General features: G+C 46.2%; 27 protein-coding genes. 18 read left to right on the forward strand and 9 right to left on the reverse strand.

The window, feature by feature from the left end; translation table 11 throughout:
- Position 1: 1 nt before the first annotated feature.
- The 11 genes from CWE23_RS07450 (at position 2) to CWE23_RS13945 (ending at position 10,407) form a co-directional block, all read left to right on the forward strand.
- Complete coding sequence (locus tag CWE23_RS07450) at positions 2–1,528, forward strand: efflux RND transporter periplasmic adaptor subunit (protein ID WP_105306736.1); 1,527 nt, start codon at positions 2–4, stop codon at positions 1,526–1,528.
- Entirely contained in the window at positions 1,521–4,646 is a 3,126-nt protein-coding gene (locus CWE23_RS07455) for an efflux RND transporter permease subunit (protein ID WP_105306735.1), read from the forward strand. Before CWE23_RS07450 ends, CWE23_RS07455 begins: the two co-directional genes overlap by 8 nt.
- A gap of 99 nt (positions 4,647–4,745) precedes the next feature.
- Entirely contained in the window at positions 4,746–5,114 is a 369-nt protein-coding gene (locus tag CWE23_RS07460; RefSeq protein ID WP_092841983.1) for a hypothetical protein, read from the forward strand.
- Positions 5,115–5,210: 96 nt separating this feature from the next.
- Entirely contained in the window at positions 5,211–5,549 is a 339-nt protein-coding gene (locus CWE23_RS07465; protein WP_006956222.1) for a P-II family nitrogen regulator, read from the forward strand.
- Positions 5,550–5,606: 57 nt separating this feature from the next.
- Positions 5,607–5,978: a cation transporter gene (locus CWE23_RS07470; protein WP_105306734.1), complete on the forward strand. Its 372-nt coding sequence runs from the start codon at positions 5,607–5,609 to the stop codon at positions 5,976–5,978.
- 27 nt (positions 5,979–6,005) lie between these two features.
- The gene (locus CWE23_RS07475) at positions 6,006–6,464 is read left to right on the forward strand and encodes an ATPase (protein WP_092841979.1); all 459 of its coding nucleotides are present in this window, start codon (positions 6,006–6,008) and stop codon (positions 6,462–6,464) included.
- A gap of 79 nt (positions 6,465–6,543) precedes the next feature.
- Positions 6,544–8,805 (forward strand): heavy metal translocating P-type ATPase, encoded by a 2,262-nt coding sequence (locus CWE23_RS07480; protein ID WP_126819912.1) that lies wholly within the window; start codon positions 6,544–6,546, stop codon positions 8,803–8,805.
- Between the two features lie 37 nt (positions 8,806–8,842).
- A complete protein-coding gene (locus tag CWE23_RS07485) occupies positions 8,843–9,196 on the forward strand; it encodes a cupredoxin domain-containing protein (RefSeq protein ID WP_105306732.1) in 354 nt (117 codons plus the stop codon).
- A 214-nt stretch (positions 9,197–9,410) separates the two neighbouring features.
- Positions 9,411–9,851 carry an EMC3/TMCO1 family protein gene (locus tag CWE23_RS07490; protein ID WP_241970580.1) on the forward strand — a complete coding sequence of 147 codons (441 nt, stop codon included), beginning with the start codon at positions 9,411–9,413 and terminating at the stop codon, positions 9,849–9,851.
- 103 nt (positions 9,852–9,954) lie between these two features.
- Positions 9,955–10,221 (forward strand): DUF5676 family membrane protein, encoded by a 267-nt coding sequence (locus CWE23_RS07495; RefSeq protein WP_034818180.1) that lies wholly within the window; start codon positions 9,955–9,957, stop codon positions 10,219–10,221.
- Positions 10,222–10,266: 45 nt separating this feature from the next.
- Positions 10,267–10,407 carry a cupredoxin domain-containing protein gene (locus CWE23_RS13945; RefSeq protein ID WP_153849795.1) on the forward strand — a complete coding sequence of 47 codons (141 nt, stop codon included), beginning with the start codon at positions 10,267–10,269 and terminating at the stop codon, positions 10,405–10,407.
- 142 nt (positions 10,408–10,549) lie between these two features.
- Here CWE23_RS13945 and merA read toward each other — a convergent pair whose 3' ends face one another.
- Genes merA through merT form a run of 3 tightly spaced genes read right to left on the reverse strand, consistent with a single transcriptional unit; the run spans position 10,550 to position 12,693 of the window.
- Positions 10,550–11,953, reverse strand: a complete 1,404-nt coding sequence (gene merA, locus CWE23_RS07505) for a mercury(II) reductase (RefSeq protein WP_034818177.1) — start codon at positions 11,951–11,953, stop codon at positions 10,550–10,552.
- Positions 11,954–12,008: 55 nt separating this feature from the next.
- Positions 12,009–12,308 (reverse strand): mercury resistance system periplasmic binding protein MerP, encoded by a 300-nt coding sequence (gene merP / locus CWE23_RS07510; protein ID WP_034818174.1) that lies wholly within the window; start codon positions 12,306–12,308, stop codon positions 12,009–12,011.
- A 13-nt stretch (positions 12,309–12,321) separates the two neighbouring features.
- Positions 12,322–12,693 carry a mercuric ion transporter MerT gene (gene merT, locus CWE23_RS07515; protein ID WP_470383464.1) on the reverse strand — a complete coding sequence of 124 codons (372 nt, stop codon included), beginning with the start codon at positions 12,691–12,693 and terminating at the stop codon, positions 12,322–12,324.
- A gap of 53 nt (positions 12,694–12,746) precedes the next feature.
- Here merT and merR point away from each other — a divergent pair, with 53 nt between their 5' ends.
- On the forward strand, positions 12,747–13,190 hold the full coding sequence (gene merR / locus CWE23_RS07520) for an Hg(II)-responsive transcriptional regulator (protein WP_011234880.1): 444 nt from the start codon (positions 12,747–12,749) through the stop codon (positions 13,188–13,190).
- Positions 13,191–13,241: 51 nt separating this feature from the next.
- Here merR and CWE23_RS07525 read toward each other — a convergent pair whose 3' ends face one another.
- The 5 genes from CWE23_RS07525 to CWE23_RS07545 form a co-directional block, all read right to left on the reverse strand.
- Positions 13,242–13,577, reverse strand: coding sequence for a YnfA family protein (locus CWE23_RS07525; RefSeq protein WP_126819913.1), 336 nt, complete (start codon positions 13,575–13,577; stop codon positions 13,242–13,244).
- 2 nt (positions 13,578–13,579) lie between these two features.
- Positions 13,580–14,467, reverse strand: a complete 888-nt coding sequence (locus tag CWE23_RS07530; RefSeq protein WP_011234878.1) for a cation diffusion facilitator family transporter — start codon at positions 14,465–14,467, stop codon at positions 13,580–13,582.
- A gap of 62 nt (positions 14,468–14,529) precedes the next feature.
- Positions 14,530–17,727, reverse strand: a complete 3,198-nt coding sequence (locus CWE23_RS07535) for an efflux RND transporter permease subunit (RefSeq protein WP_126819914.1) — start codon at positions 17,725–17,727, stop codon at positions 14,530–14,532.
- Positions 17,728–17,738: 11 nt separating this feature from the next.
- Positions 17,739–18,884 carry an efflux RND transporter periplasmic adaptor subunit gene (locus tag CWE23_RS07540; protein ID WP_075610844.1) on the reverse strand — a complete coding sequence of 382 codons (1,146 nt, stop codon included), beginning with the start codon at positions 18,882–18,884 and terminating at the stop codon, positions 17,739–17,741.
- A 3-nt stretch (positions 18,885–18,887) separates the two neighbouring features.
- Positions 18,888–20,138 (reverse strand): TolC family protein, encoded by a 1,251-nt coding sequence (locus CWE23_RS07545; protein ID WP_075610843.1) that lies wholly within the window; start codon positions 20,136–20,138, stop codon positions 18,888–18,890.
- 658 nt (positions 20,139–20,796) lie between these two features.
- Between CWE23_RS07545 and CWE23_RS07550 the strand changes: the two genes are divergently transcribed.
- From CWE23_RS07550 to CWE23_RS07560, 3 genes are all read left to right on the forward strand, one after another.
- The gene (locus CWE23_RS07550; RefSeq protein WP_011234868.1) at positions 20,797–21,357 is read left to right on the forward strand and encodes a tyrosine-type recombinase/integrase; all 561 of its coding nucleotides are present in this window, start codon (positions 20,797–20,799) and stop codon (positions 21,355–21,357) included.
- 122 nt (positions 21,358–21,479) lie between these two features.
- Positions 21,480–21,857, forward strand: a complete 378-nt coding sequence (locus tag CWE23_RS07555) for a hypothetical protein (protein WP_105306727.1) — start codon at positions 21,480–21,482, stop codon at positions 21,855–21,857.
- Positions 21,858–21,868: 11 nt separating this feature from the next.
- On the forward strand, positions 21,869–22,201 hold the full coding sequence (locus tag CWE23_RS07560; RefSeq protein WP_241970581.1) for a LytR/AlgR family response regulator transcription factor: 333 nt from the start codon (positions 21,869–21,871) through the stop codon (positions 22,199–22,201).
- 9 nt (positions 22,202–22,210) lie between these two features.
- Here CWE23_RS07560 and CWE23_RS07565 read toward each other — a convergent pair whose 3' ends face one another.
- Positions 22,211–22,402: a carbon storage regulator gene (locus tag CWE23_RS07565; protein WP_126819916.1), complete on the reverse strand. Its 192-nt coding sequence runs from the start codon at positions 22,400–22,402 to the stop codon at positions 22,211–22,213.
- Between the two features lie 230 nt (positions 22,403–22,632).
- On the opposite strand from CWE23_RS07565, the gene CWE23_RS07570 reads away from it, so the two are divergent.
- Genes CWE23_RS07570 through CWE23_RS07580 form a run of 3 tightly spaced genes read left to right on the forward strand, consistent with a single transcriptional unit; the run spans position 22,633 to position 25,224 of the window.
- Positions 22,633–23,640, forward strand: a complete 1,008-nt coding sequence (locus tag CWE23_RS07570) for a sensor histidine kinase (protein WP_105306724.1) — start codon at positions 22,633–22,635, stop codon at positions 23,638–23,640.
- Positions 23,633–24,346: a LytR/AlgR family response regulator transcription factor gene (locus tag CWE23_RS07575; RefSeq protein WP_198678813.1), complete on the forward strand. Its 714-nt coding sequence runs from the start codon at positions 23,633–23,635 to the stop codon at positions 24,344–24,346. The genes CWE23_RS07570 and CWE23_RS07575 overlap by 8 nt, the downstream gene beginning before the upstream one ends.
- Positions 24,347–24,375: 29 nt before the next feature.
- A complete protein-coding gene (locus CWE23_RS07580) occupies positions 24,376–25,224 on the forward strand; it encodes an acyl-CoA thioester hydrolase/BAAT C-terminal domain-containing protein (RefSeq protein ID WP_126819918.1) in 849 nt (282 codons plus the stop codon).
- The last annotated feature ends 90 nt before the right edge of the window (positions 25,225–25,314 follow it).

Here is a 25,314-nt window from a genome sequence, read left to right on the forward strand (position 1 = left end):
AATGAAAACAGTCACCAAATCTCTTATAAGTTTAGCTGTAGGCTTTGCAGTTGGCGCTGGCGCTATTGGCTATGTAATGCAATCGACTGAAGTGTCTGATCGTTCATCGGGCAATGCAGAAAAAGAGCCGTTATATTGGGTGGCTCCGATGGATCCCAATTATCGTCGAGACAAACCAGGAAAGTCTCCAATGGGGATGGACCTTATTCCTTACTATGGTGATGATGCAGAAGAGAGTTCACCTGGTACGGTGAGAATTGATCCCGACGTTATTAATAACCTTGGGGTTACAACTGCAACGGTCACCGTTTCGAGACTCAACCTGGATATCGAAACGGTCGGTTATGTTCAGTTTGATGAGAGCCGAGTGCTGACAGTAAGTCCCCGTGTTGAAGGCTGGATTGAGAAGCTTTTCGTAAAAGCGGTTGGTAACTCGGTTAAAGCCGGCGAGCCTTTATACAGTATTTACTCTCCTGAAATGGTTAATGCGCAAGAGGAGCTTGTATTGGCCTCGCAAAGAGGTAATCAGGTGCTAATTGATGCCGCTGAAGAACGCTTAAGAGCTCTGCAAGTCTCTGAATCTGAGATTAAGAAGTTAAAAGAAACTCGTAAAATTCAGAAAACAATCACGGTAAAAGCAAAGCAGTCCGGGGTATTGGATAGACTGACTGTGCGTGAAGGTGCGTTTGTAACGCCGAGTATGAATTTAATGACCATTGCTCAACTGGATAAAATTTGGGTTATTGCAGAAGTCTTTGAGCGGCAATTGAACCAGGTTGAGGTAGGCAATGACGTTCAAATGAACCTTGAGTATGCTCCAGGTAAAGAGTGGCAAGGAAAGGTTGATTATGTCTATCCGTCACTTAACCCTAAAACTCGGACGGGACAAGTTCGAATTCACTTCGACAACCCGGATGGTTTTTTAAAACCGGGCATGTTTGCGAATCTTAACATTAAGGCTGGTTTAGGCGACAAAAACTTAATCATCCCTAAAGAAGCGCTTATCCGAATGGGTGATTCGAACCGAGTTGTCCTGGCACTGGGTGATGGGAAATTTAAATCAGTTAATGTTGACGTTGGGCGGTTAGGTAGCTCGCGAGTTGAGATTTTATCGGGTCTTATGGCAGGTGATGAAATTGTTACATCGGCTCAGTTCTTAATTGACTCTGAGTCCAGTAAGTCTTCCGACTTTAAACGTATGAACCACGACTCTAACACTGATAGCGAGAGCCACGACAGTATGTCAAGTGACGCAGCAGCTCAAGCTGTCTGGGTTGAAGCAACCGTTAAAAATGTTATGCCTCAGCACTCGATGGTTACGCTGGAGCACGGTGAGATTTCTGAATGGGACTGGCCTGCAATGACGATGGATTTCGATGTTGCTTCGGATGTTGAACTTTCTCAGCTTAGCACGGGGTTATCCTTGCATGCGGAAATAACGCAAGTCGGGAAGCAACAGTACCAGCTCACATCGATTCATATTCCTGAGCAAAAACAAGTGACAGAGCAGGAGCATAACCATGATTAAGTCAGTCATTCGATGGTCAGTGAGTAACCGTTTTTTCGTTCTTCTGGCGACATTAATCCTCGTGGGTGTTGGTGCTTTTGCGGTCAAGAATACGCCCGTAGACGCACTGCCGGACTTGTCGGATGTCCAGGTGATCATTAAAACCAGCTATCCGGGTCAAGCGCCGCAGGTGGTAGAAGATCAAGTAACCTATCCATTAACAACCGCTATGCTGTCTGTCCCCGGCGCTAAAACCGTTCGTGGATATTCGTTTTTCGGCGACTCCTATGTGTATGTCATTTTTGACGAAGATACAGACGCTTACTGGGCGCGTTCGCGAGTACTGGAATATTTGTCTCAGGTTGCTCCGACACTGCCTTCTAATGCAAGACCGCAATTAGGCCCTGATGCAACAGGGGTTGGTTGGGTGTATTTGTATGCCTTGGTTGATCGCACGGGTAACCACAATTTGAGTGAGTTACGCAGTATGCAGGATTGGTTTTTAAAGTATGAACTGCAAACGGTCGAGGGGGTTTCAGAAGTTGCCGCCCTGGGCGGGATGGTAAAGCAGTACCAGGTGAAAGTGGATCCGGAGAAGCTGCGCGCATTCGATATTCCTCTTGCTCACATACAAAATGCTATCCAGCGAGGTAATCAGGAAGTGGGGGCGTCGGTGGTTGAAATGGCGGAAGCTGAGTATATGGTCCGGGCCTCAGGCTATATTGATAGTGTGTCAGACTTAGAGAGTATCCCGCTTGGCGTTGATGAAAATGGCACGCCATTATTGCTTAAAGACGTTGCTGATGTGGGTGTGGGCCCCCAAATGAGACGCGGTATCGCCGAACTCAACGGTGAGGGAGAAGCCGTGGGCGGCATTGTGGTAATGCGCTTCGGAGAAAATGCCCAAAAAACGATTGATGGCGTTAAACAAAAGTTGGATGAGTTAAAGTCTGGGCTACCAGAAGGTGTCGATATAGTCACTGTCTATGATCGTTCGGGGCTTATCTCGGATGCCGTGGAAAGTCTCTGGAAAAGTTTAATAGAAGAACTCGCTATTGTCGCGTTTATCTGTGTGATATTTCTCTTCCATGTCCGCTCCTCGCTGGTTGCCGTTATCAGCTTGCCTTTGGGTATTTTAACCGCGTTTATTGTCATGTATTGGCAAGGAATTAACGCGAATATTATGTCACTTGGAGGGATCGCAATCGCTATTGGCGCTATGCTCGATGGTGCCATCGTCATGATTGAAAATATGCATAAGCATATGGAAAAAACGCCACTGACAGCAGAGAACCGCTGGCGGGTGGTTGCCGCCTCTGCTTCAGAGGTGGGCCCTGCTCTTTTCTTTAGCTTGCTCATTATTACCGTCAGCTTTATGCCGGTATTTACCTTAGAAGCCCAGGAAGGGCGGATGTTTTCTCCGCTTGCTTTCACGAAAACTTACGCAATGGCAGCCAGTGCGGCCTTAGCGGTTACCGTTATCCCCGTGTTGATGGGATATTTTATCAGAGGAAAGGTAACACCTGAGGGGAAAAACCCGCTTAATCGGTTATTGATCGCCGGGTATAAACCGCTTTTAAAAGGCATTTTGAAATACCCCAAGACAGCAGTTGTCGGAGCGCTTGTTATCCTGGCCGTTGGTGTCTGGCCGATTGACAAAATTGGTAGTGAATTTATTCCAGATTTGGATGAGGGCGATTTGATGTATATGCCCACTACCTATCCCGGATTATCAATTGGTAAAGCAAGGGAGCTGTTGCAGCAAACCGACAAGCTCATAAAAACGGTACCGGAAGTGAAGACGGTTTTTGGCAAAATTGGTCGAGCGGATACCGCCACTGATCCGGCACCCCTAACGATGATTGAAACCTTTATTCAACTGAAACCGAAAGATCAGTGGAGAGACGGTATGACCACTGAGAAGTTGAAAAAAGAACTGGATGCGCTTGTAAAGTTTCCGGGGCTGACCAATGCGTGGGTTTACCCCATTAAAACTCGCATTGATATGTTATCGACAGGTATCAAAACGCCGGTAGGTATAAAAATTGCCGGAGCTGATCTTAATGAAATTCAGAAGATCGGTCAGCAGCTTGAAACGATACTTGATGATGTCGATGGTACGGCTTCTGTTTATTCAGAGCGAGTGGCTGGTGGACGCTATGTAAAAGTCGACATAAAAAGAGAGCAGGCTGCACGTTATGGCTTGAACATTGAGGATGTTCAGCAGGTTGTTGCCACGGCTATTGGCGGAATGAATGTTTCAGAGACCATTGAAGGGCTTGAACGTTACCCAATAAACTTGCGCTACCCTCAAGATTACCGTGATTCGCCGGAAGAATTAAAGAAGCTACCTTTAGTTACGCCAAACGGGCAGCGTATTAGTTTGGCGGATGTGGCTGATGTCTACGTTGAACTTGGACCGCCGGCAATTAAAAGCGAAAACGCAAGACTTAATGGCTGGACTTTTGTCGACATTGAGGGAGTTGATGTCGGCACTTATGTTGAAAAAGCAATGAAGGTTGTAGAACAAGAACTCGAGTTGCCAGCAGGGTATTCAGTTACCTGGTCCGGGCAGTACGAATATATGGAAAGGGCAAAGGAAAAACTGACTTACGTGATTCCGTTAACGCTCGCGATTATTATCGTTCTTTTATATATGAACTTTCGAAACGCTACGGAAATAGCCATTATATTGGGAACTTTGCCTCTCGCATTGGTGGGGGCAATCTGGCTAATGTATCTTTTAGATTATAATTTCTCAGTTGCTGTAGCGGTTGGTTTTATAGCTCTAGCAGGTGTCACTGTAGAAATAGGAATACTAATGCTGACTTACCTAAACCAGTCCTATAATGAATATGAAAAAAGTCAGTTAGAGCATGGTAAAGCATTAACGAAAGAGGGTCTCTCTCTTGCCGTAATGGAAGGGGCAGGACTTCGTGTTCGCCCCGTCATGATGACGGCCGTTTCTACAATTGCTGGTTTATTGCCTATAATGTTTAGTACAGGGACTGGGGCTGAGGTGGTTAGTAGAATAGCGGCGCCAATGGTTGGAGGAATGATCAGCGCTGTTATCTTAACCTTGCTCGTATTACCTGCTGTTTACTATTTGTGGCGAAAGAAAGACGTTAAGGTTAGATGATACCTTACTCTGTAAATATCACCTGCGCATCTTTGATCTCGATCAATGATGTGCAGGGGGTAGTATGCTAATTTATAGCATGGCAATAGGAGCGCACATATGTTTCAAGCAAAATTTTTAGTTGTGCTTATGTTAGGAATAGTGATACAGCTATCCTTCCCAGCCGCTCCTCCTTATAACAATGCTTCCAATGTACAGCACGAAAAAAGTGTTAGCCATATGGATGTTAGCAACGAAAGCAAAGATAACTTTCATTGCGATGAAAGTGAGCAATCTATCATTGACGACTGTTATTGCTGCGTAGCTGATAAATGCTCTATGGATGAAGAGTGTAACTCTGCGAACTCACCTCTAGTATTTATTCAATTCGACACCTCGATAAACTCTCCTAGCAACTTGCCACATCCCTTGTCTTATAAAGGTGATGTGAAGCAAATACTCTTCGATATTTACTACCCTCCGAAATAGCACTACTAAATTACAACTCTAGATTTTCTCGAAATTTAAGTAACTAGACTAAACACAGTCCATAAGCTATATGTTTTAGGGCTTTTAGGGGGGTATATGAACCTATCTAAAATTACCGCTATTTTTGATCAACTTCGACAAGACTCAGTGGAAGAGGCTCTCATCGGCCGTGGCGTTAGCGGCTTTACGCTGTTTCCTGTGCGAGGACGGGGTTACTACTTCGATAGCTATAACGATGATCACTTAGTTGATCACGTACAGCTTGAAGTTTATGTGAACAGTGATGATGCGCGTGATGTTGCCCTCTTGGTAGTTGAAGCGGCCCATACTGGGGTATCTAACGAGGGATTAGTTTCTATCTCGCCAATCGATGAATTGTTCTGGGTTCACGATAAACGAGCAGCCACTAATAAAGAGCTTTCGTTACAAAGTTAACACCGAGCAAATGTTGCCTGAAACGTATTGGTAGTTTTAATTAACAGGACAGTACTGATGTCAACTAACGATCATAGAGCCGGAGTGCGGGAAATTAACTTAGTCAATCGCACATTAAAGCTAAACACTGAGAGTGTGAAAAAAGTTCGCGAAGCGATTAACGAAATCGATCGCTTGGTTGGTCTTGATAGCGTTGCCTATGACTCTGAGCGTAACTTGTTATTGGTAGCTTATGATGCCTCTAAAGTGGATCTCAATGTTATAGAGGAAAAGCTCAGGAAGTTTGGTGTTGAAATAAATAGTGGGTGGTGGACTCATCTGAAAGAAGAGTACTACAAGTTTATTGACCAAAATATTAAAGATAATTCGGAACATACACCGTGGAGTTGTCACAGAAGTCCGCCAGTTAACAAAAGCAAACGAAAGTAACGATTAATTATAGGTAAGGAGTAAAAAATGCAAATAGAAACAATCAAAGATGTGCTGAGTTGGACCGTTGATTTCCACAAAAACCTGAAGGAGTGTGTTACTCACTGCTCTAAACAAAACCAAGATGAACGAGCTCGGATGATTCTAAACTACGTGTCGGGTCATGAGGCTAGCTTAGAGCGAATGGTCGAAGGTTTTTTGAGTACAGCAAACCGAAATGCATTAGACACTTGGTGTTATGACTATATTGGGAAACATCCCATCGTTGAGCATGGGCACTGCGATTCGCCTTTTAAAGAGTTAGATACCGATCACATTATGGAGAAGGTTGTAAACCATCATGAGCAAGTCATAGAACTGTATGAACACCTATATTCCCGTGTTGATATAGATAGCGCAAAAGAGCTGCTAGAAACGGTAAAGAACGTTGAAGAAAATGAAATTAAACGAATGGTGCAAACTGCGAATCGATTTTCGGATATGTAGTGAGTGACGGTTTTATCGTTGGTACTTTGCGGGAAATAGCTGTTGCTTGGCTCGTTTCCCGTCAATAAGGAGCACTAGTATGGGTGTAAAAACTGAGGACGTTCGTAGTCGTTCCATTGAGGAACTCATTATCGAGGGAGCCGGTTGCGCGAGTTGTGTTGGCAAAATCGAAAATGCATTAAAGTCTGTATCCGGCGTGGAAAATGCAGAGATGAACTTTGCCCAGCGAACGGTCAGTGTGACTGGAACAGCAAATCCGAGCGCTTTAGTGAAAGCAGTAGAGAGGGCGGGGTATAGCGCTAAAGTAGCCACGTCCGAAAGTGACGGTGATGCGTTGGCAGAAAAAGAGCAAGCCGACTGGGCTTATTACAAGCGGCTGATGCGGGAGATGACCGTTGCGCTGTCGTTAGGTGTACCTCTCATGATTTATAGCCTTTTTGTTGGTGAAATGACGGTGACCACTGCCACAGAGCGTGTGACATGGTTAGTCGTAGGTATTCTAACGTTAGGTGTACTTTACTTTTCGGGCAAACACTTCTTCGTCGGTGCCTGGCAATCTTTGAAAAATCATTCCGCTAATATGGATACGCTGATCGCACTTGGTACTGGTACCGCCTGGTTGTATTCCATGGTGGTTGTATTGGTTCCGCACCTGGTTCCGGAAATGGCGCGTCACGTATACTTTGAAGCGACCGCAATGATTATCGGTTTGATCAATTTGGGGCTGGCACTTGAACTGAAAGCTCGTGGGCGCACGTCCGAAGCCATAAAACGTCTCATTGGTTTGCAGGCGAAAACCGCAAGGGTGATTCGTGACGATAAACAATTGGATATCGCTATCGAAGACGTACTCGAGGAGGACGTAGTACGTGTTCGTCCCGGAGAAAAAATCCCTGTTGATGGAAAAGTTATAGAGGGAAGTACCACCGTTGATGAATCTATGCTAACGGGTGAACCCATGCCCGTGGAAAAATCAGTTGGTGATGACGTTGTGGCGGGCACGATAAATAAAAGTGGTTCCTTTTTGTTTCAAGCGACAAGAGTCGGAAAAGATACAGCACTTGCTCAAATTATTAACATGGTGAAACGGGCGCAAAACTCTAAGCCCCCAATCGGTCGTCTTGCCGATATTATTTCAGCTTACTTTGTGCCAGTCGTTATGATTATCGCTGTTATCAGTGCTCTAGCTTGGCTTAACTTTGGGCCTGAGCCGGCACTGGCCTTTGCTGTGGTATCAGCGACCACTGTCTTGATTATTGCTTGCCCTTGCGCATTAGGCCTGGCGACGCCTATGTCGGTAATGGTGGGTGTAGGAAAAGCCGCAGAGGCAGGTGTGCTGATTCGCAATGGCGAAGCATTGCAAACAGCGTCGAAAGTATCGGCTATGATCCTGGATAAAACGGGCACCATTACACTTGGTTCTCCTAAAGTCACCGACGTATTAGTAGCGAGTGAGTACGATGAGCAAACCGTACTGCAACTTGCAGCGACACTTGAGTCTGGCTCTGAACATCCGCTAGCACAGGCGATAGTTGAGTCAGCCAGGGAAAGAGGGATTAAGACAAGTAAGGTCTCGAACTTCAACGCCATCGCTGGTCATGGCGTGGAGGCAGAAGTTGACGGGAAGTCCCTCCTTTTCGGTAATGAAAAGCTGTTGCGTGAACGTCAAGTTGAGCTCGGTAACTTTGTTGAAAAAGCCCAAGGCTTAGCTGCTGAAGCTAAGACGCCTATGTACTTTGCCGTTGATAATGAGTTAGCTGCAATTATTGCAGTTGCCGACCCGATAAAAGACGACTCCGTAGCCGCCATTAAACGTTTGCAAGATAACGGTGTGCGAGTAGTGATGCTTACTGGTGATAATCGCGCGACAGCAGAAGCAGTTGCTGAAAAAGTAGGAATTAAAGAATTTTTCGCTGAAGTTCTGCCGGACGAAAAATCAAAAAAGGTTCAGGAGCTGCAGATGGAAGGCGAAATCGTTGGCATGACGGGAGATGGTATTAATGATGCGCCAGCACTAGCTATTGCCAATGTAGGTTTCGCTATTGGCACTGGGACGGACGTTGCTATTGAAAGTGCCGATATTACATTGATGCGTGGGTCGTTGCACGGGCTTGCCGATGCGGTTGCGGTGAGCAAGGCGACACTGCGCAACATTAAGCAAAACTTATTTGGTGCTTTTATTTACAACGTAGCAGGTATTCCTTTTGCCGCAGGCGTTCTGTATCCGTTTTTTGGAATGCTGTTGAGCCCGGTTATTGCGGGCGCCGCCATGGCTTTTTCTTCGCTTACGGTAGTGAGCAACGCGAATCGGTTGCGCTTTTTCAAAGCCAAGAAACATTAATGCACCTTCTAACACTGGCGCTTTCAGGAGAATAAACATGTTATTTATTAATATTGCTGGTATTGCTTTGATAGCACTGATCGTCTGGTGGTTTTGGCTTTACACGCCCCAGCAGATGAAGCTGGGAGAAGGAGATTTGGTGATTGTCGTCGAAAACGGTACCTACTCACCTTCGAGAATAAAAATACCTGAAGGTAAACCGGTTGAACTTAAGTTCCTGCGGAAGGATCAATCGCCTTGTTCTGAAACTTTGCTCATTCCGAAGCTGGAAATCAGTGAAACGCTACCTTCTAACAAATTAAAGCTAATTCAAATACCAGCACTAGAACCCGGAGAGTACGACTTTCACTGCCAGATGCAAATGTATCGGGGAAAAATTGTTGCTGGTTAAATTGCTCAAAACGGGCAGGTCACAATGAGAATTTTAAAAGTTTTCCGCTAGATTCAATGAAATTCAATTTCATCGAAGGCATTGAAGAATTCGGCGATGAATACTGCCGTTATATGGGATCTACGTCAGCGTGGGTTCCAAGATTTAACTATAGTGAAATAACGTCAAATTAATGAAACCAATACAATTTGGTCATAATCAAGAGGGTAATAGAATGAAAAAAGTACTTTCAGCTTTAACTATCACAGCTTTAATGGCCTCTCCTGTCTTTGCTGATGCTCAGCATAAACATGCCGATGATAAAAAAGGTTCAATGAGTGGAATGATGCACCATGAAAAAATGACATCAATGAATGAGCACATGCAAGAAATGCGCGAAGCTATGGAAAAAATAAAAAGCGAATCCGATCCCAAGAAACGTAAAAAACTAATGGAAGAACACATGAAGTCAATGCAGAAGGGAATGCAAATGATGAACCATGGGATGGATAAAGGCATGAACAAAGGAGAACATAAAAAGGGAGACAAAGCAGAGCAAATGGGCAAAGAGAATATGATGAATAAAATGAAAATGATGGAGCATAGAATGGATATGATGCAAATGATGATGGAGCAGATTATGGAACATCAGAGTGAAGAAAAAAAGGAAATGTAGTAGAGATTAAGCTCTCCGTTGGAAATGCCGCTACTTGCAGTGTGCAAGTAGCGGTACTTTTTCAATATATCTAATTTACAACGGTATTTTTAAGGAGGAAGTTATGAAACTTAATGCAAAGAAATTTGGCTTAGCAGCTGGCGGTGCTTTCGCAGTTTTATGGGGAGTTTGTAGCTTGCTAGTGCTTATTATGCCCTCTAGCATGATGGCTTTAACAGAAGGCATGGTTCACGGAAAACTCTCTGGTTTCGAGTGGCATTTGAGTTTTAGTGGATTTGTTACGGGATTATTCGGGTGGTCCTTGGGAGCTATGATTACTGGCTGGCTAATTGTAACGTTATATAATAAACAAATGAAAACGGCTAAATGAGATTGTTGTCAAACTGGAAGCCTTTAAATCTGTTGCTCTGAAACTTTGCTTATTCCTGATCTGGGGATCAGCGATACTTTACCGACCAATAAGTTAAAGTTGATCGAATTGCCAGTATTAAAGACCGGAGAATACGATTTTCATTGTCAGATGCAAAGGTATCTAGGAAAACTTATTGTCAAATAAGTGAGACAAATAAGAGCTAATATGAATGAAAAAAAAGTGCTTATAACAACTATTATCACTCCTGAACTAGCTTAACCTATCACCAACCAGCAGCTAAACCCGAAATATTGGTAACTGTCCAGTGAAGTTAAGCTAGGTTATCTCACCCAGCGCAGCAAGATAATTGGCTAACATCTTTAGTAAACGTTTGAGCGCATAATTTTAAGCCTTCTACCATCGTAAGGTATGGGAAGAGCTCATCAGCCAACTCATTGACTGTCATTCCTGCTCTTATCGCCATTACAGCAGCTTGAATCAACTCACCAGCTTCTCCTGCGACGACTTGAACACCGAGCAGCCGGCCGCTGCCACTTTCTGCGACAATTTTTATAAACCCTTGGGTATCGAAGTTAACCAATGCCCGTGGGACATTTTCAAGGCCCAACGTGCGGCTTTCGGTGACGTAACCACCAGTTTTAGCATCAGCTTCTGATAAACCCACCGTGGCGACTTGTGGATCAGTAAAGATAACCTCGGGCATGGCACTGAGATCAAGATGCGCATCACCGCCCGTCATGTTAATAGCGGCTCGGCTGCCGCCTGCGGCGGCGACATAGACAAACTTCGGCTGATTCGTACAGTCGCCTGCCGCATATACTCTTGAGTTAGAGGTTTGCATGCGATCGTTAATCGTTATGGCACCGCGCTCGGTTTGTACGGCGATGGTTTCTAAATCGAGGTTTTCCGTATTGGGCGTGCGGCCTGTGGCCACGAGCAGTTGTTCTGCTTTTAATGTTCCGGCATTGGTTTTGAGAATGAAGTGTTGTCCGTCGTAACGCACTTCGCTGGCTTCTGTATGCTCAAGCACATTGATGCCTTCGTGATAAAAAACAGTGGCTATTGCCTCACCAATGGCAGGCTCGTCTTGGGATAACACCCGACTGCGAGCCAAAACAGTAACTTCACTACCGAGACGCGCGAAGGCCTGTGCTAATTCAAGAGCAACGACCGAGGCTCCAATAATAGCGAGGCGCTTAGGAATGTTACTTAGCCCTAATGCGCTTGTCGAAGTAAGGTAAGGGGTTTCAGCTAAGCCGGGGATGGGTGGTTGTGCGGGTCGGGCCCCGGTGCCGATAAAAGCACGGTCAAAGTGAACCGTTTGCTCACCGCCATCGCAAAGTGATACGGAAAGAGTTTCATCGTTTATAAAGCGGGCTTCGCCGTTAATAACGGTAATGGCGGAATTCTCTCTAAGAATACTCTGGTATTTGGATTCACGGAGTTCTTCTACCCGAGCCTGTTGTTGCTCGAGGAGAGCTGATCGATTTACCTTAAGAGTATGGGTACTTAAGCCTTTATCAAAAGGGCTTTCTCGCCGCAGTTGGGCGATATGAGCCGCTCGGATCATGATTTTAGACGGGACACAGCCAATATTGACACAAGTTCCGCCAATAGTACCTCTCTCAATGAGCGTCACTCGGGCACCTCCCTCGGTCGCTTTGAGTGCCGCAGCCATCGCACTGCCGCCGCTACCAATGACAGCAATGTGTAAATTGTTATTACTCATAACGGTTACTCCTTGGTCTTTCAGTTTTACAGCAGCTATAAGGCATTGTGATGTTTCATGACTGATTTTTTGGTGCCGTTGCTTTCAGTGTTGATGGGTATCCTGCATTTGTCGTTGCTTCAGTGAGCTGCTTAACTGACGTTTTTTCGTCGTCGAATGTCACGGTTGCATCCCGCTCTTCAAAACGGACATCGACGGCGCTCACACCTGCAACTTGGCCAAGTGCAGCTTTGACAGTAATTGGGCAGGTGACGCATGTCATACCGGGTACTGATAGCGTAACCGTTTTCTCAACCGCCAATGCGGGCATGCTAAACAGTAAAAATAAAATGGTTGTTATCATTGTTTTTTTCATCGTGTATTGCCTCCTAGTAAAACAAAGGAACAACATAGGGGTAAGCCAATGCTGTTAAAGTAAGCACCGCAACGAGCCAAAACATCACTTTGTAGCTCTTACGAGCATTTGGCGTTGCGCAGGTGTTATCAGGGTTGCAGTCATCAGCACGCCGGTATATTCGACGCCAGGCAAAGAATATGGCAATCAATGCAATGGTAATAAAAATGGGTCGATAAGGCTCAAGTGCTGTGAGGCTCCCAATCCAGGCCCCGGATACACCGAGTGCAAGTAATATGAGGGGACCCAGACAACACGCAGATGCCAGAGTCGCTGCGATCCCTCCCGCGAGAAGAGAGCCCCGACCAGATTTTGAATTTGACATAAGAGTAACTCCTTCGGGCATTTTGCTTTAATGTGTTAATCTTAAACCCGTACCTCACTACGGAAGCAATAGCTATGTTAAAAAAACGCAACGTAATGACAATTGGCACGCTGGCCAAAACAGCCGGCGTGGGCGTGGAAACGGTGCGCTATTATCAGCGCCGAGGGCTAATGAGCGAGCCGGAAAAGCCGTATGGGGGGATCCGACATTACGACGAACAAGCGCTTGCTCGGCTTCATTTTATTCGCGCGTCTCAATGGCTTGGATTTAGTCTGGATGAAATTGGTGAGCTATTAACTCTGCAAGATGGCGCTCATTGCGATGAGGCACGGGAGCTTGGGGAGCAAAAGCTCACCAGTGTTCGTCGAAAGATATCGCACTTACAGCAAATTGAACGAGCGTTGAATGAGCTGGTGCAAAAATGCAGCGCCGGACACGGAGATGTCTATTGTCCACTGATGGCCTCGCTTAATGACGGGGTTGAGGACGCTACCACGGACAAACATAAGGTGCGTTAGTCTGTGTAGTAAAACTTTTGAGCGGAGTTCTTTAACTGAATTGCTTTATAGCTAACGCCAGCCATACACAAGAATCCCCATACCGGTTAGCACAAACGCCGTGCCAATCAGGTCGAAATTGGATAGTGGCGATTTATCGACAATTCGCAGCCAGACTATGGCAGTTAACACGTAAATACCACCATAAGCTGCGTAGACCCGCCCGCTTTCCGCCGGATGAAGTGTTAATAAGTAAGCAAATAGGGCTAAGCTTATTGCTGCTGGAATGAGCAACCAAACGGAATGCCCCTCTTTGAGCCATAGGTAGGGTAAATAGCAACCAACAATTTCTGCAATTGCGGTTGCGATAAATAAGCCCAGTGTTTTCATTAAAAATAATGCACTCATTATCAGTTGTCCCTACACGCTTCATCAGGATCTTCTAGTTCTACCGTTGTATGGCTTAAAGCATAGGGCGCAAGGACGTCATCGATGCGCTGTTTTAAATCGCTACGGGCCTCGATATCAAGGTTTTTAGATAACACCAAATGAACGGTTAATACATGCTCCTCGCCATCTAGTGACCAAAAATGCAGATGGTGTAGGTCAGCAACATGAGGTAGCTCCAGCAAAGTGTCAGCGACTTGTCTGTAGGTTTCTTTGTCCGGAGTTGCTTGTATGAAGAGTTTCAGCGTTGCCCACAGGTTGCGCAGCACATTCACTAAAATAAATAGAGTAAAACCAATCGACAGTAGCGGATCGAGAATTGGCCAATCCACAAACAGCAAAACAATACCAACGATAAGTACAGCGACCCAGCCGAGAACATCCTCCAGCAAGTGCCAGTTAATAACGCGTTCGTTTAACGTTTTGCCCTCTGACAATTTGTAAGCAGCAAATCCATTAACTGTAATGCCAACGACGGCTAAAGCAATCATGCCATCAGCGACGGGCATCTGAGGGTTCCAGAGTCTGGGAATTGCTTCCACAAGTACCCAGGCAGAGCCTGCGATTAACACAACGGCATTAATAAATGCACCGGCAAGATTCAGTCTTTTATAACCGTAGGTAAAGTGTTGGTTAGCCTGTTTTTTGCCAAGTTTATTTAGTATCCACGCGAGACCTAACGACAGGCTATCGCCAAGATCATGAACGGCATCAGCTAAAATGGCGGTACTGTTGGTAAGAAAACCACCAATGAACTCAATAATGGTAAAAACAAAGTTAAGCAGGAATGCCCAACCTAATCGGTTGGACGGCATGTCCTTTGAGTGATCATGGTTATGGTGATGTCCCATAATACGTTCCTCTTTTAATAAAAGGGGGCGACAATAACCGCCCCCTTAAATGCTATTGAACCCTAACGGCTCAGATCCTTAATTTTTTGTTTCGAAAACCAAGGATAGAGCACGGGTAAGATAACCAATGTCAGCAGAGTAGCTGATACCAAACCACCAACAATGACGGTAGCCAGTGGGCGTTGAATTTCAGCCCCTGCACCGGTTGCAAACAGCATGGGAATGAGTCCTAACGCTGAGGTTATTGCTGTCATTAATACCGGGCGTAGTCGCGACCACGCGCCATCAAACACGGCATCATTAACCGCATGCCCATCGGTTATTCTCTGGTTAATACTCTCGACCAGAACCACACCGTTTAGTACCGCCACACCAAACAGTGTGATGAAACCCACGGCGCTGGGCACCGATAAGTACTGTCCTGACACATAGAGTGCCACAATACCGCCGATGACTGCCAATGGTACATTCACCAAAATCAACATGGCTTGACCCATGGTGCCGAAAGCAAAATAAAGCAGCAGGGCGATGAGTGCCAGCGATATGGGAACGACAATGGACAAGCGCTCCTGTGCTCGTTGTTGACTTTCGAACTGGCCACCAATGTCGACTGAGTAACCGGTTGGTAAATCCACCTTCTCGTCAATCGCCTTCCTAATATCGGCAACCACGCTACCCATGTCACGACCCTGAACGTTCGATTGAATCACAACGCGACGCTGTACGTCATCACGACGGATTTGCGGTGGTCCTGATTCAATTGCGACGTGGGCGACTTCGCCTAAGGTTACCCAGGCCCCTGAGGGAGTTAACAGGCGTAACGAACGAATAGACTCCGGCGTATCGCGGAATTGCTTGGCCAGCCGCACGTAAATATCATAGCGCTCATTACCGCGAATGATCTGGCCTGCCGAAGCGCCACCCAAGCCATTGTCGACAACGCTCAGTACATCGGTGACATTTAAGCCGTAGCGTGAGAGTTGCTGGCGTTTCGGCGAAACCACGAGTTGTGCTTCACCTTTTATTTGCTCCATCGCTACAGCAACCGCCCCGTCAACTTGCTTGACGGCACCTTCTATTTCCTGGCCTTTACGGGCCAACACGTCAAGCTCGGGTCCAAATAGTTTGATGGCTAGCTGCGATTTTACACCTGAGAGCAGTTCATCAACCCGTGTTGCAATAGGTTGTGAAAAATTAAACAACAAGCCTGGGTGAGCATCTAGTTTTGCCTCCATTTTTTCTTGTAAGGCGTAGCGATCGGATGCCGTTGTCCATTCGGATTGCGGCTTAAGGCCCACATATATCTCGATGTTGCTGATAGGCTCTGGATCACCGCCCACTTCAGCTCGTCCAATGCGGCTGAGTGCGTAGGTGGTTTCCGGGAACGACATCAGGATTTTTTCAAGCTTCGGAGCCACCTCTAAGGCCGTTTCAAGGTTAGAGGAGGGGGCTAATGTCACGCGAATATTAATCGTGCCTTCTTCCAATTCGGGCGCAAATTCTGTGCCGAGACGAGGCACTAACACCAAAGCGCCGACAAACAGCACACCGGCCAGGGTAATAACAGCCTTTTTACTGCGTAACGCCACCGATAATAGTCTTTTATAACCATTATCTAGTGGTTTAAGCAGTTTATTTTCACGAGGCTTAATACCCCGACTGAAAAAGTAACTGGCTAATGCCGGTACAACCATGATGGCCACAAAAACCGCGGAGATAATGGCCAACATAATACTGATAGCCATGGGCTCAAATAATTTAGCTTCAACACCCTGAAAACTAAACAGTGGCATAAAGACCACCAAGATAATCATGGCGGCAAAGAATACCGGTCGTGCCACTTCGTTCGCCGCTTCCTTAACTCGCAGCTTGATACCATGGCTATCGAGTTTGGCTGCCTGAGGATCTGGGTCGCGGTGCTCTGTGCGTTGCTCGGCGTCGTCTTGGTGTTCACTATCCGGACGACTTAAGTGCTTAAAGATGTTTTCAACCATCACCACGGAGCCGTCGACCAGCATACCAATGGCAACAGCAATCCCGCCCAGCGACATCAGGTTAGCTGACATGCCCATCGCGGACATTACCATCAGGGCAATGGCGATAGAAACGGGAATGGACAGTAACACTAAAAAAGTAGCGCGTATGTTGAGCAAAAACAGTGCTAATACTGCGATAATAAAGACAAAGGCAATGAGCAGTGAATACGCGACCGTAGATACGGCTTTTTGTATTAAATCGGCCTGATCATAATACGGCTCAAAGGTGACACCCTCGGGTAATGCTTGCTGAATAAGCGGAATGCGCTTTTTAATACCGTCGATAGTGGCTTTGGTATTCGAGCCCATGCGTTTGAGCACAATACCCGATACCACTTCGCCCAGCTGGTTGACCTCGCCGTCGACTTTACGCGACATTGAGACCGCCCCCTGGCGAATTTCACTACCGATTTCGACGTCGGCAACCTGGCCCAGTGTTACGGAAACGCCGTCAACGGTTTTGAGCGGTATTTGTCGTATTTGTTGCAGGCCTTTTTTACCGCTATCCAACCAACCGGTGCCGCGAATAACCAACTGCTCCTGACCGCGGGGCATATACCAACCACCAACGTTACCGTTATTATTGTTGACCGCGCCCATTACGTCTTGCTGGGTAAGGTCGTAAGACAACAGCTTAGCGGGATTGAGGTTAACCTGATATTGCTTAACTTCGCCGCCAAAGGACAAGACTTCGGTAATTCCCTCAACGGGCATTAGTAGCAGTTTAACCACATAGTCGTTTAGACTGCGTAACTCCATACTGCTGACACCGGAGCCCGGTTCGGCAAGTAGCAGATACTGATAAACCTGGCCTAGGCCGGAGGAGTTAGGACCCATTTCGGGTGTACCTACGCCTTCGGGTATCAACTCCTTTGCCGCCTGCAGTCGTTCAAACACCAGTTGCCGGGCAAAGTAGATATCGACACTCTCGTCAAACACCACTGTAATGCCCGATAAACCTGTTTTTGAGATTGACCGAACCTCTTTGACGTCGGGCAGAGCATACATCACCGACTCTATCGGATAGGTAATCAGCTGCTCGACTTCGGTCGCTGCTAACCCGGGGGCCTCCGTATTTACCGTTACCTGAACGTTGGTAACATCGGGGAAGGCATCCAGATTAAGTTTGGGAATAACAAAAAATGACGCAATGCTGATGCTGAATAAAGCCAATACCAATAACAGGCGATTAGCGACAGCAAACTGAATAATGCGCTGAAACATACAACCTCCTGTTAGTGGTTATGTGGGTCAAAACCGCCTTTAGCGATTTGTGAGCGAACGAAAAACGCGCCGTTGTCTACGTATTTTGTGCCTTCCTTAACGCCTCGAATAACTTTCCACGGACCCTTTTCATCAACCAATTCGACTTTCTTCGGTTCAAACTTTCCGGGTTCGTGCTCAATGAATATCTGCCAGTCACCATCAGGGGCCCGCATTAAGGCTGAGTCCTTAACTGCAAGCACCGGTCCATCCGACTTGACTGAGAAATAAACATCCGCAAATAAACCAGGGTGTAATTGGTCCTTTTCGTTATTTACCGCAAGTCGTACCGTTCGGGTGCGGGTTTTATGGTCTATTGTGTGGCCTTCCTGAATGACTTTTGCCGCAAAGCGCTGATTGTCGACACTCACTGTAACAGGATCACCAAACTGCACACTAAGGTCAGCTGAGCCTGGTAGACGAGCATTAACCCACAAGGTTTCTTCTTGCAGCACTTCAACCAAGTGATTACCGGCATTAACTTGCTGGCCTTGCTTGAAGTTATCGCTAACCACAATCCCGCCAATTTCTGAGGTCAGTTGGTATTCGCCGACAGGGTAATCAGCATCACTTAAACGTTTAATATCACTGCCCGACATACCAAATGCTTTGAGTTGCGCTTGCGCTGAGGTAAAGGCGTTTTTCGCTTCGACAAAGCGTTTTTCACCTACCGTTGACTCACCGAGTGACTGCACGCGTTGCCATTCGTTAAGTGTGACCAAATACTGACTTTGCGCCTCCGCCATGGTGGCGCTGAAGAGGGTTGCCAGTGGCTCACCTTTTTCGACGTGATCGCCAATACTGACAAAACGTTTGAGAACGGTCGAATCGATGCGCGGACTCACGATATAGCTATTAAAGTCGTTAGCAACCACCTCGCCCGGGGCATAAACCGGATATTCAATGACTTGAGTTTGCAAGGTTCGCGTGGTGATATCTGCCATGGATAGCTGCTTGCTGGATAGCTCCACGCCTGAGCTTTCCTTATGTTCACCTTGCTCGTGTTTGCCTTCTTCCTTGTGGGTATCTTCTTTTTCGTCGTGTCCGTGTTCATCCTGCGCCATAACCGAAAAGCTCAGCGCAAGTGCTATTGCTGCGTATAAAGGTTTTACTGACATCGTTTACTCTCCAATCTCTGCGTTTGTTTGCTGGCTTAACGGCGATAACGTCAGCGCTTTACTGAGTTCGCCCGAACGGTACAACCATTCAATGGCGGCCAACCGATATTGTGTTTGCAGCGCTATCCCTGCAAATTGGCTATCGAGCTGCTGTTGCACAGCGGTGAGGTAGTCGGTGGTGGATAGGTCACCGGCGAGCCAGGACTGTTCAATCACCTGCATCGACTCATCCTGCCGAGATTGAAAGTCTCTTTGCCAGCTTTGCCACTGTTTTTTCACAAAACGATAATTGTTAAGAGACGATTTCAGTGCTGCTTGCCATTGTTGCCTTAGTGCAATCAAACGTTTTTCTTCAGCAACAGCTTCGCTATTGGCTGCGCGCACCGCATCGCTGTAGTTATTGCGAACCTGTAGTGGAATGCTGAATGATAAGCCAATTACTGTTTCGTTATCGCTCTCGCCCGCTTCGACGCCTACGGTTGGGTTGGCGGTGGTTAACGAGCGTTTCCAGTCGACATCGGCGCGCTTTAATTGCCATTGCAGGTAAGCGGCTTTTAACGCTGGATGTTGTTGCCAACGAGCCGTTAACGCAGGTTCAACGTTAAATAGCTCCTCATTAATGGAGAGTTGACCGACATCAGACGTTGTTAGCAGAGCGTTTAACTCTGCTTCAGCGGATTGCAGTTGTTGATAAGCCGCTGCCGTTTGTTGCAGTTGCCGACTTAGCGCGAGTACCGTCAGTTGTTCGTCGACGGCACCTAAGTCACCGGCTTTACGTCGTTCGGCAACCAGGCTTATCGCCTGTTTAACGATTTTCTCTTGCTGCTCAGCCAGTGCGTAACGCTGTTTTGCGTCCAGCCATTGCACATAGGCATTCAACAAAGTTTTAGCATGCGATGTCGCCGACTGGCGATAAATACTCACTGCCATAGCCGTCATGGCGTCACTCTGACTGGCCCTTGCTTCATTGCGAGTGCTCCAGTCCAGCGTCTGGCTTAGACCAACAGCGTAATTATTGATGTCACCCTCGCGCTCTAAGCGTGACGATAAGCTAGGGTTGTACAAAGGCTGATTTAATTGTTTGCCCTGTTGGATCAGCGCTTCAGCCTGCTGTTGAGCGGCTTCAACACTGGGGTGTTGCTGCACAGTTTTTTGCCATTGCTCGGGCAACTGTTGTGCATTGGCGTAGCTTGAACTTATTGCCAGACTTACGGCAACAAACAAGCGTTTGCTATGTGTCGAAAACGGACCCATAGATAGACTCCTCAGTCATATTACTGCGTAAAATAATGATTTCTTGCGCTGCTAACGCAGCTTATTAGGCAGTTATGAGGAGATGGGAGGCCGGAACAGCGGAGATGATAGAGGGTTAGTGTAAAACTCAGTATACCCAGGACGTATTGTGCCCATTCGTGGTAACGCGAGAGTTTTTTCAGCCTTCATGGCATATAAATGAAATGAACCATGGCAGTGACAGCAATGATGGCAGTCAAAGCTGATTTCGCCACTTTTAGGTAGGTTTCGCTTATCGATGTGCGATTCGTCATGCTCAAAATTGAGGTGTTGCTCAGAAGATGACTGGTGAGATTGATGCACGTCAGCAACCGACTGACTGATTTGAGTCAGAACGGCAGCAATCACTAGTAATAAAAATCCCAGTCTAAGCATCATTACCTACGGTTTAAAAAGACGTCACTACGGTACATTAATTAAAAGTCGTTCTCAATCAAAGCTTGAACTTCCCATAATTTAAAAGATATATCATCAAAAAGAGTGGTTCTGTTTTGATTACTACTAAGTTCCTAAAATAAGGAATTGGGAACAAGCAAACCCACTAAAAACGGGCTATTTACCCCTTTATACCCTCTTAAGTACTCAAAATCACGTTTTACAGCAAAAAAGGAACTCGATCATGGCCGAAGTACAAGCGGTTAAAGATCTGGATACCGTGAAGCTGATTAGCTACCTTCTCAAACGAACTTATGGTCAGCAAATTGCGGACGTTTGGGATGTAGGCTTGAACCTGGCATTACGGATCTCGGATCTGCTATCCATCAAGTTTGAAAATATACACGATGAGCGTCTGACCTTGGTTGAGGGAAAGACGTCAAAACAAGCGACTATTAAATTGAACGACAAAGCACGGTCTATTATTGGTCGCATTAAAGAAGAGCATCCCGAGCATATCTACCTGTTTCAGTCTTACCGGAACCAATGGTCCAAAGGTTTGGACGAGGCCCCGATTAGCCGCCGTTACGTTTCGCGGGCGTTCGCGGCGATAGGGGAGGAGGTTGGCATTAAACTTGGAACTCATTCAATGAGAAAGACCCGAGGCTATCACCTTTATAAGAACACAAACGACATCGCCAGGGTAATGAAGATGCTACGTCATAGCTCTGAGGCTGTGACGCTGCGTTATATTGGCATTACTCAGGAAGATGTTGACCGGGACTTTGCTGAATTAGAGCTATAGGGGCTGAGTGCCCCTATTTTTTGTTTCGTATACCTAGAGTAACAACCAAGCGAAATTAAAACCTATATCACCTAATGGCAGTTACGGCTGCAGTTAATTAACTGTCAATTAGGAGAACATTTATGCCGAACGTAACGGTCGTATACACCAAGTCAGAGCTAGAGCGAGCTATCGAAAGGCAAGACAAAACGATAGCCGTAAAAAGCGCGTCGTTGGCTGATGACGTGAAAACATTGAAGTCAGCATCGTCTGGTGCTTTTGCGCTAGCTGTTGGCTCAGCTGGAGTCTTTGCCACCAACTTCTGGAATCCGCTGGGATGGGGCTCAGGTATTATCGGGACCTTATCTACTGGCTCACTGATCACCGCCATAGTGGCGATAGGGCTTAGCACAACGTTGCTGTTTGCTATTTACAATGACTATTCAATAAAAGGGCGAACGTCGATTCGACTGGCTGGTGGTAATAGCATCGATGCCGACCTGGTTATGGAGAGGGACTAGGTATGGGGAGCATGAGACGAAACATTATTGCCGTTAAAACGCATCCTGGTGAGGTTCGTTTTGTCGCGGTTGCTTCTATCGAGCGTGTGGAAGCGTTTGGTAATTACGTGAAGATTTACTTCGGTAACGAACGAGTGCTCCATCGAGCAACGCTATCGGATATGGAAGAAATACTGGATGAGAGATTCATTCGAATCCACCGAAGCCATATTGTAAAACGTGATCATTTGCGAAAGCTGCTATCAGAGCTAGGTCGATATCAAGAAGTTGAATTAGCTGACGAAACAGTGCTTCCGCTTGGCGGCAACTATAAGCGCCAGCTAATGATAGAGCTTGGGTTGTAAGGGATAGGCTCAGGGTGAAGTCACTCTGAGCTTATTTTTTGTTTTGGGAGCCTGTGCGACCGCATCGTCTCGCATAACGACGATGTCTGCTGGTACATCGATACCAAGCTTTACCTGGCCATCTTTGACCCTACAAACAGTGACGGTTATGTCATGACCTATTGTTACCTTCTCGGATAAACGGCGGCTGAGAATAAGCATATTGAAATCCTTTTCAATGGTTGATTTCGAACTTATAGAGTAACCATATTTACGTATAAGCGTACTACAAGTCGAAAAATCGGATTTCTATTGAGTCCGCTGTTCGCTCAAAGCGGACGAACCCTAGCGACAGTTCAACACGTTAATTCAACCATTCAGTCAGAAACACAGTGACACTCAGCTTCAGGGCTTTAATAATGTCTGCATAACCAAAAGCAGCGGACATACCGATGCCAGAAATCACTAAAAAAGAACTGTTTATTGCATTACTCGGGTTAAGTTTTATCAGTGCCACGATTACCTTTCTCGACTGGTGGCAACGAGGGCAGGCAGGAACCAATGACGCTCTGTTAGCTGGGGCTGTTGCGATTGTCTTCCTATTTTGGGTACCTATTTCTTCGGCTGTATTCGCTATCAAAAGGCTCGGCATCAACAATATTTTCTATGAGCTGCTTCTATGGTTTGGCTGCTTTTATATCGGCTATCGAATCTGGGGCTTTGCTCTAGCAGGCATTTATCCAGGTGTTGAATTTGGTTGGCTTGACGTCTTTTTCATGTCAATTCCCTGGGCTATTGGAACGTATATTCTTTATCGTGCCTACAGAGCCTACAAAGCATTACAAACCGAACGTTTGCTGCGCCAGCATGCTGAGTTGAATCAACTCAAGCACTCCTTGCATCCTCATTTCTTGTTTAACAGCCTTAATACGTTAACGGCTTTCATTACGTCGAATCCGAAAAAGGCAGAGCTGCTGACTCACGATTTAGCGTCCGTGTTGCGACATATCCTAGATACGAATAATGTCGATACCATCAGCCTCAAACATGAATTAATGATCCTACAAAAGTGGCTGAATATAGAGCGTGCTAGGCTCGGTGATGATTTGAAAATCGATATAGACATTGATGAAGCAACTCTAGATGTGCAGATTCCCCCGTTTTTGTTGCAACCAATACTGGAAAACTCAATTAAACATGCCACGCGGCTTCCAATTGAATTAACGTTAGCGTGTAGAGCTCGTGGCAGTGCTTTGCAGGTTATTATCCGCGACAATGGTCCCGGTTTTCCTGACACAGTTCTGGCTACTCAACTTGAAAACTTAAAGCATTCGGGACTCGGTTTGAGCACGACAATCCGACGGATTGGTCTTATGCGCCATGCCAATATCCAGCTGTCGAATAACCCAGAGTCTAAGGGAGCGGTTGTCAACATCAGCTTGGAGTCCAATCATGATTAATACCCTTTTTATCGTTGACGATGAATACGCAAGTAGACTGAAGCTGAATCAGCTTATAAGTGCATTACCCGAGTGGCGTATTGAAGCCAAGCTAAGGTCCGGAGAGGAGCTTTTTCAGCGTCTTTCAGAGTCACAACCCGATGTCATTTTACTCGATATTAATATGCCAGGACTGAATGGAATCGATGTGCTGTCGCAATTAAACCGGCAACACTGCAATAGCGAAGTTATCTTCACAACGGCACACAGCCGTTATGCCGTTGAAGCCTTCAACGGTGCCGCCGCTGATTACGTTCTCAAACCGATTAGCCTACAACGACTTCAGCTCGCACTTGAACGAGTCGCTGAGCGGCTGCGACTAAAACGAGCCCAAACGCTGCCACAAACATTGATTAGTCAGGTGGGGCAACGTATGAAAAACGTAGGAATTGAGGATATCGATGCCATTATTATCGACAACGGGACGCAAGTGGCCCATTGCGGTTCGCAGACTTACCCTTTAGACAAGACATTAACTGAGCTGGAGCAACAACTGCCAGCACACTTTCTCCGTGTCCATCGTGGCGCAATCATTAATCGGCTTCGATTGAGCGAAGCCGAGCGCTGGCTTAATGGGCGCTTGCTCTTAAGATTTATTCACTCCGAGCTGGAAGTATTAACCAGCCGAAATGGCGCACGCCAACTAAAAAGGCACTTAAAGGTGTAGTGCTTAACCCTAAAAAATAAGGAAAAATAATGAAAAAATTAATAACACCATTTTTACTGGTGGGGGCTCTTGCGTCCTGCGAAAACGCACCAGCACCTGATTTATACACCAATTACATTAGCGACGGAGAAGCACACCCGTTAGTCATTTTGGTAGGAGGAAGTGACGGTGGTAATTACTTTGCCAATCCAAATATGAAGCCGTTGATGGATAGATATCACGATTATGGATTCTCTGTTGCATCAATGGGTTACTTTGATACGTTGGGAACGCCCGATAGCCCTATTGAGCTGTCTTTAAACGAAATTGACGCGCGTATTAGGGCAATAACTGAAGACTCGAGCATTAAAGGTCAGTGTGTTGCACTTCTCGGTTTCTCAAAAGGTGCGGAATTATCTTTGTTGCTTGGCAGCCATTTTAATACGGTTAATCACATTGTTGCTGCATACCCGAGTCATGTTGTCTGGAATGCAGTGAAAACACCAATGAGCTATTCAAGCTGGAGCATCGACGGACAGCCACTACCTTACATTGAGGCCCCTTTATTATCTTTTGACATGCTATCCGGAATTTTTACCGGTGAGTACCGAAATGCCTTTACTGACGCTTTATCGGAAGCTTCCCCAAAAGAGTTAAACGATGCTGCAATTCCTGTCGAGAAGATTAAAGGCTCGGTTACGCTGGTCTCAGCAAGGCAAGACCAAATTTGGCCTTCATTCGAAATGGCTAATAAAATTGAACAAAGGTTGTCAGATAATAGCTATGAGAACCCCGTGCTGCATATCGATTTGGATGGAGACCATTACAGTTATAACAAAGAAACAATGGATACTGTCTTGACTCATCTAAAACGTGTCATGGGTTCGGAATGTAACTAAGTATAAGCCAGCGTGTTTGCTGGCTTGCACTGACTAAGAATAAATCCTAATGGAACGGTTATCGAGTTTAAACCAGAACGAGCTATCGAA

The sequence above is a fragment of the Idiomarina aquatica genome, assembly GCF_003987185.1.
GTDB classification, from domain to species: Bacteria; Pseudomonadota; Gammaproteobacteria; order Enterobacterales; family Alteromonadaceae; genus Idiomarina; species Idiomarina aquatica.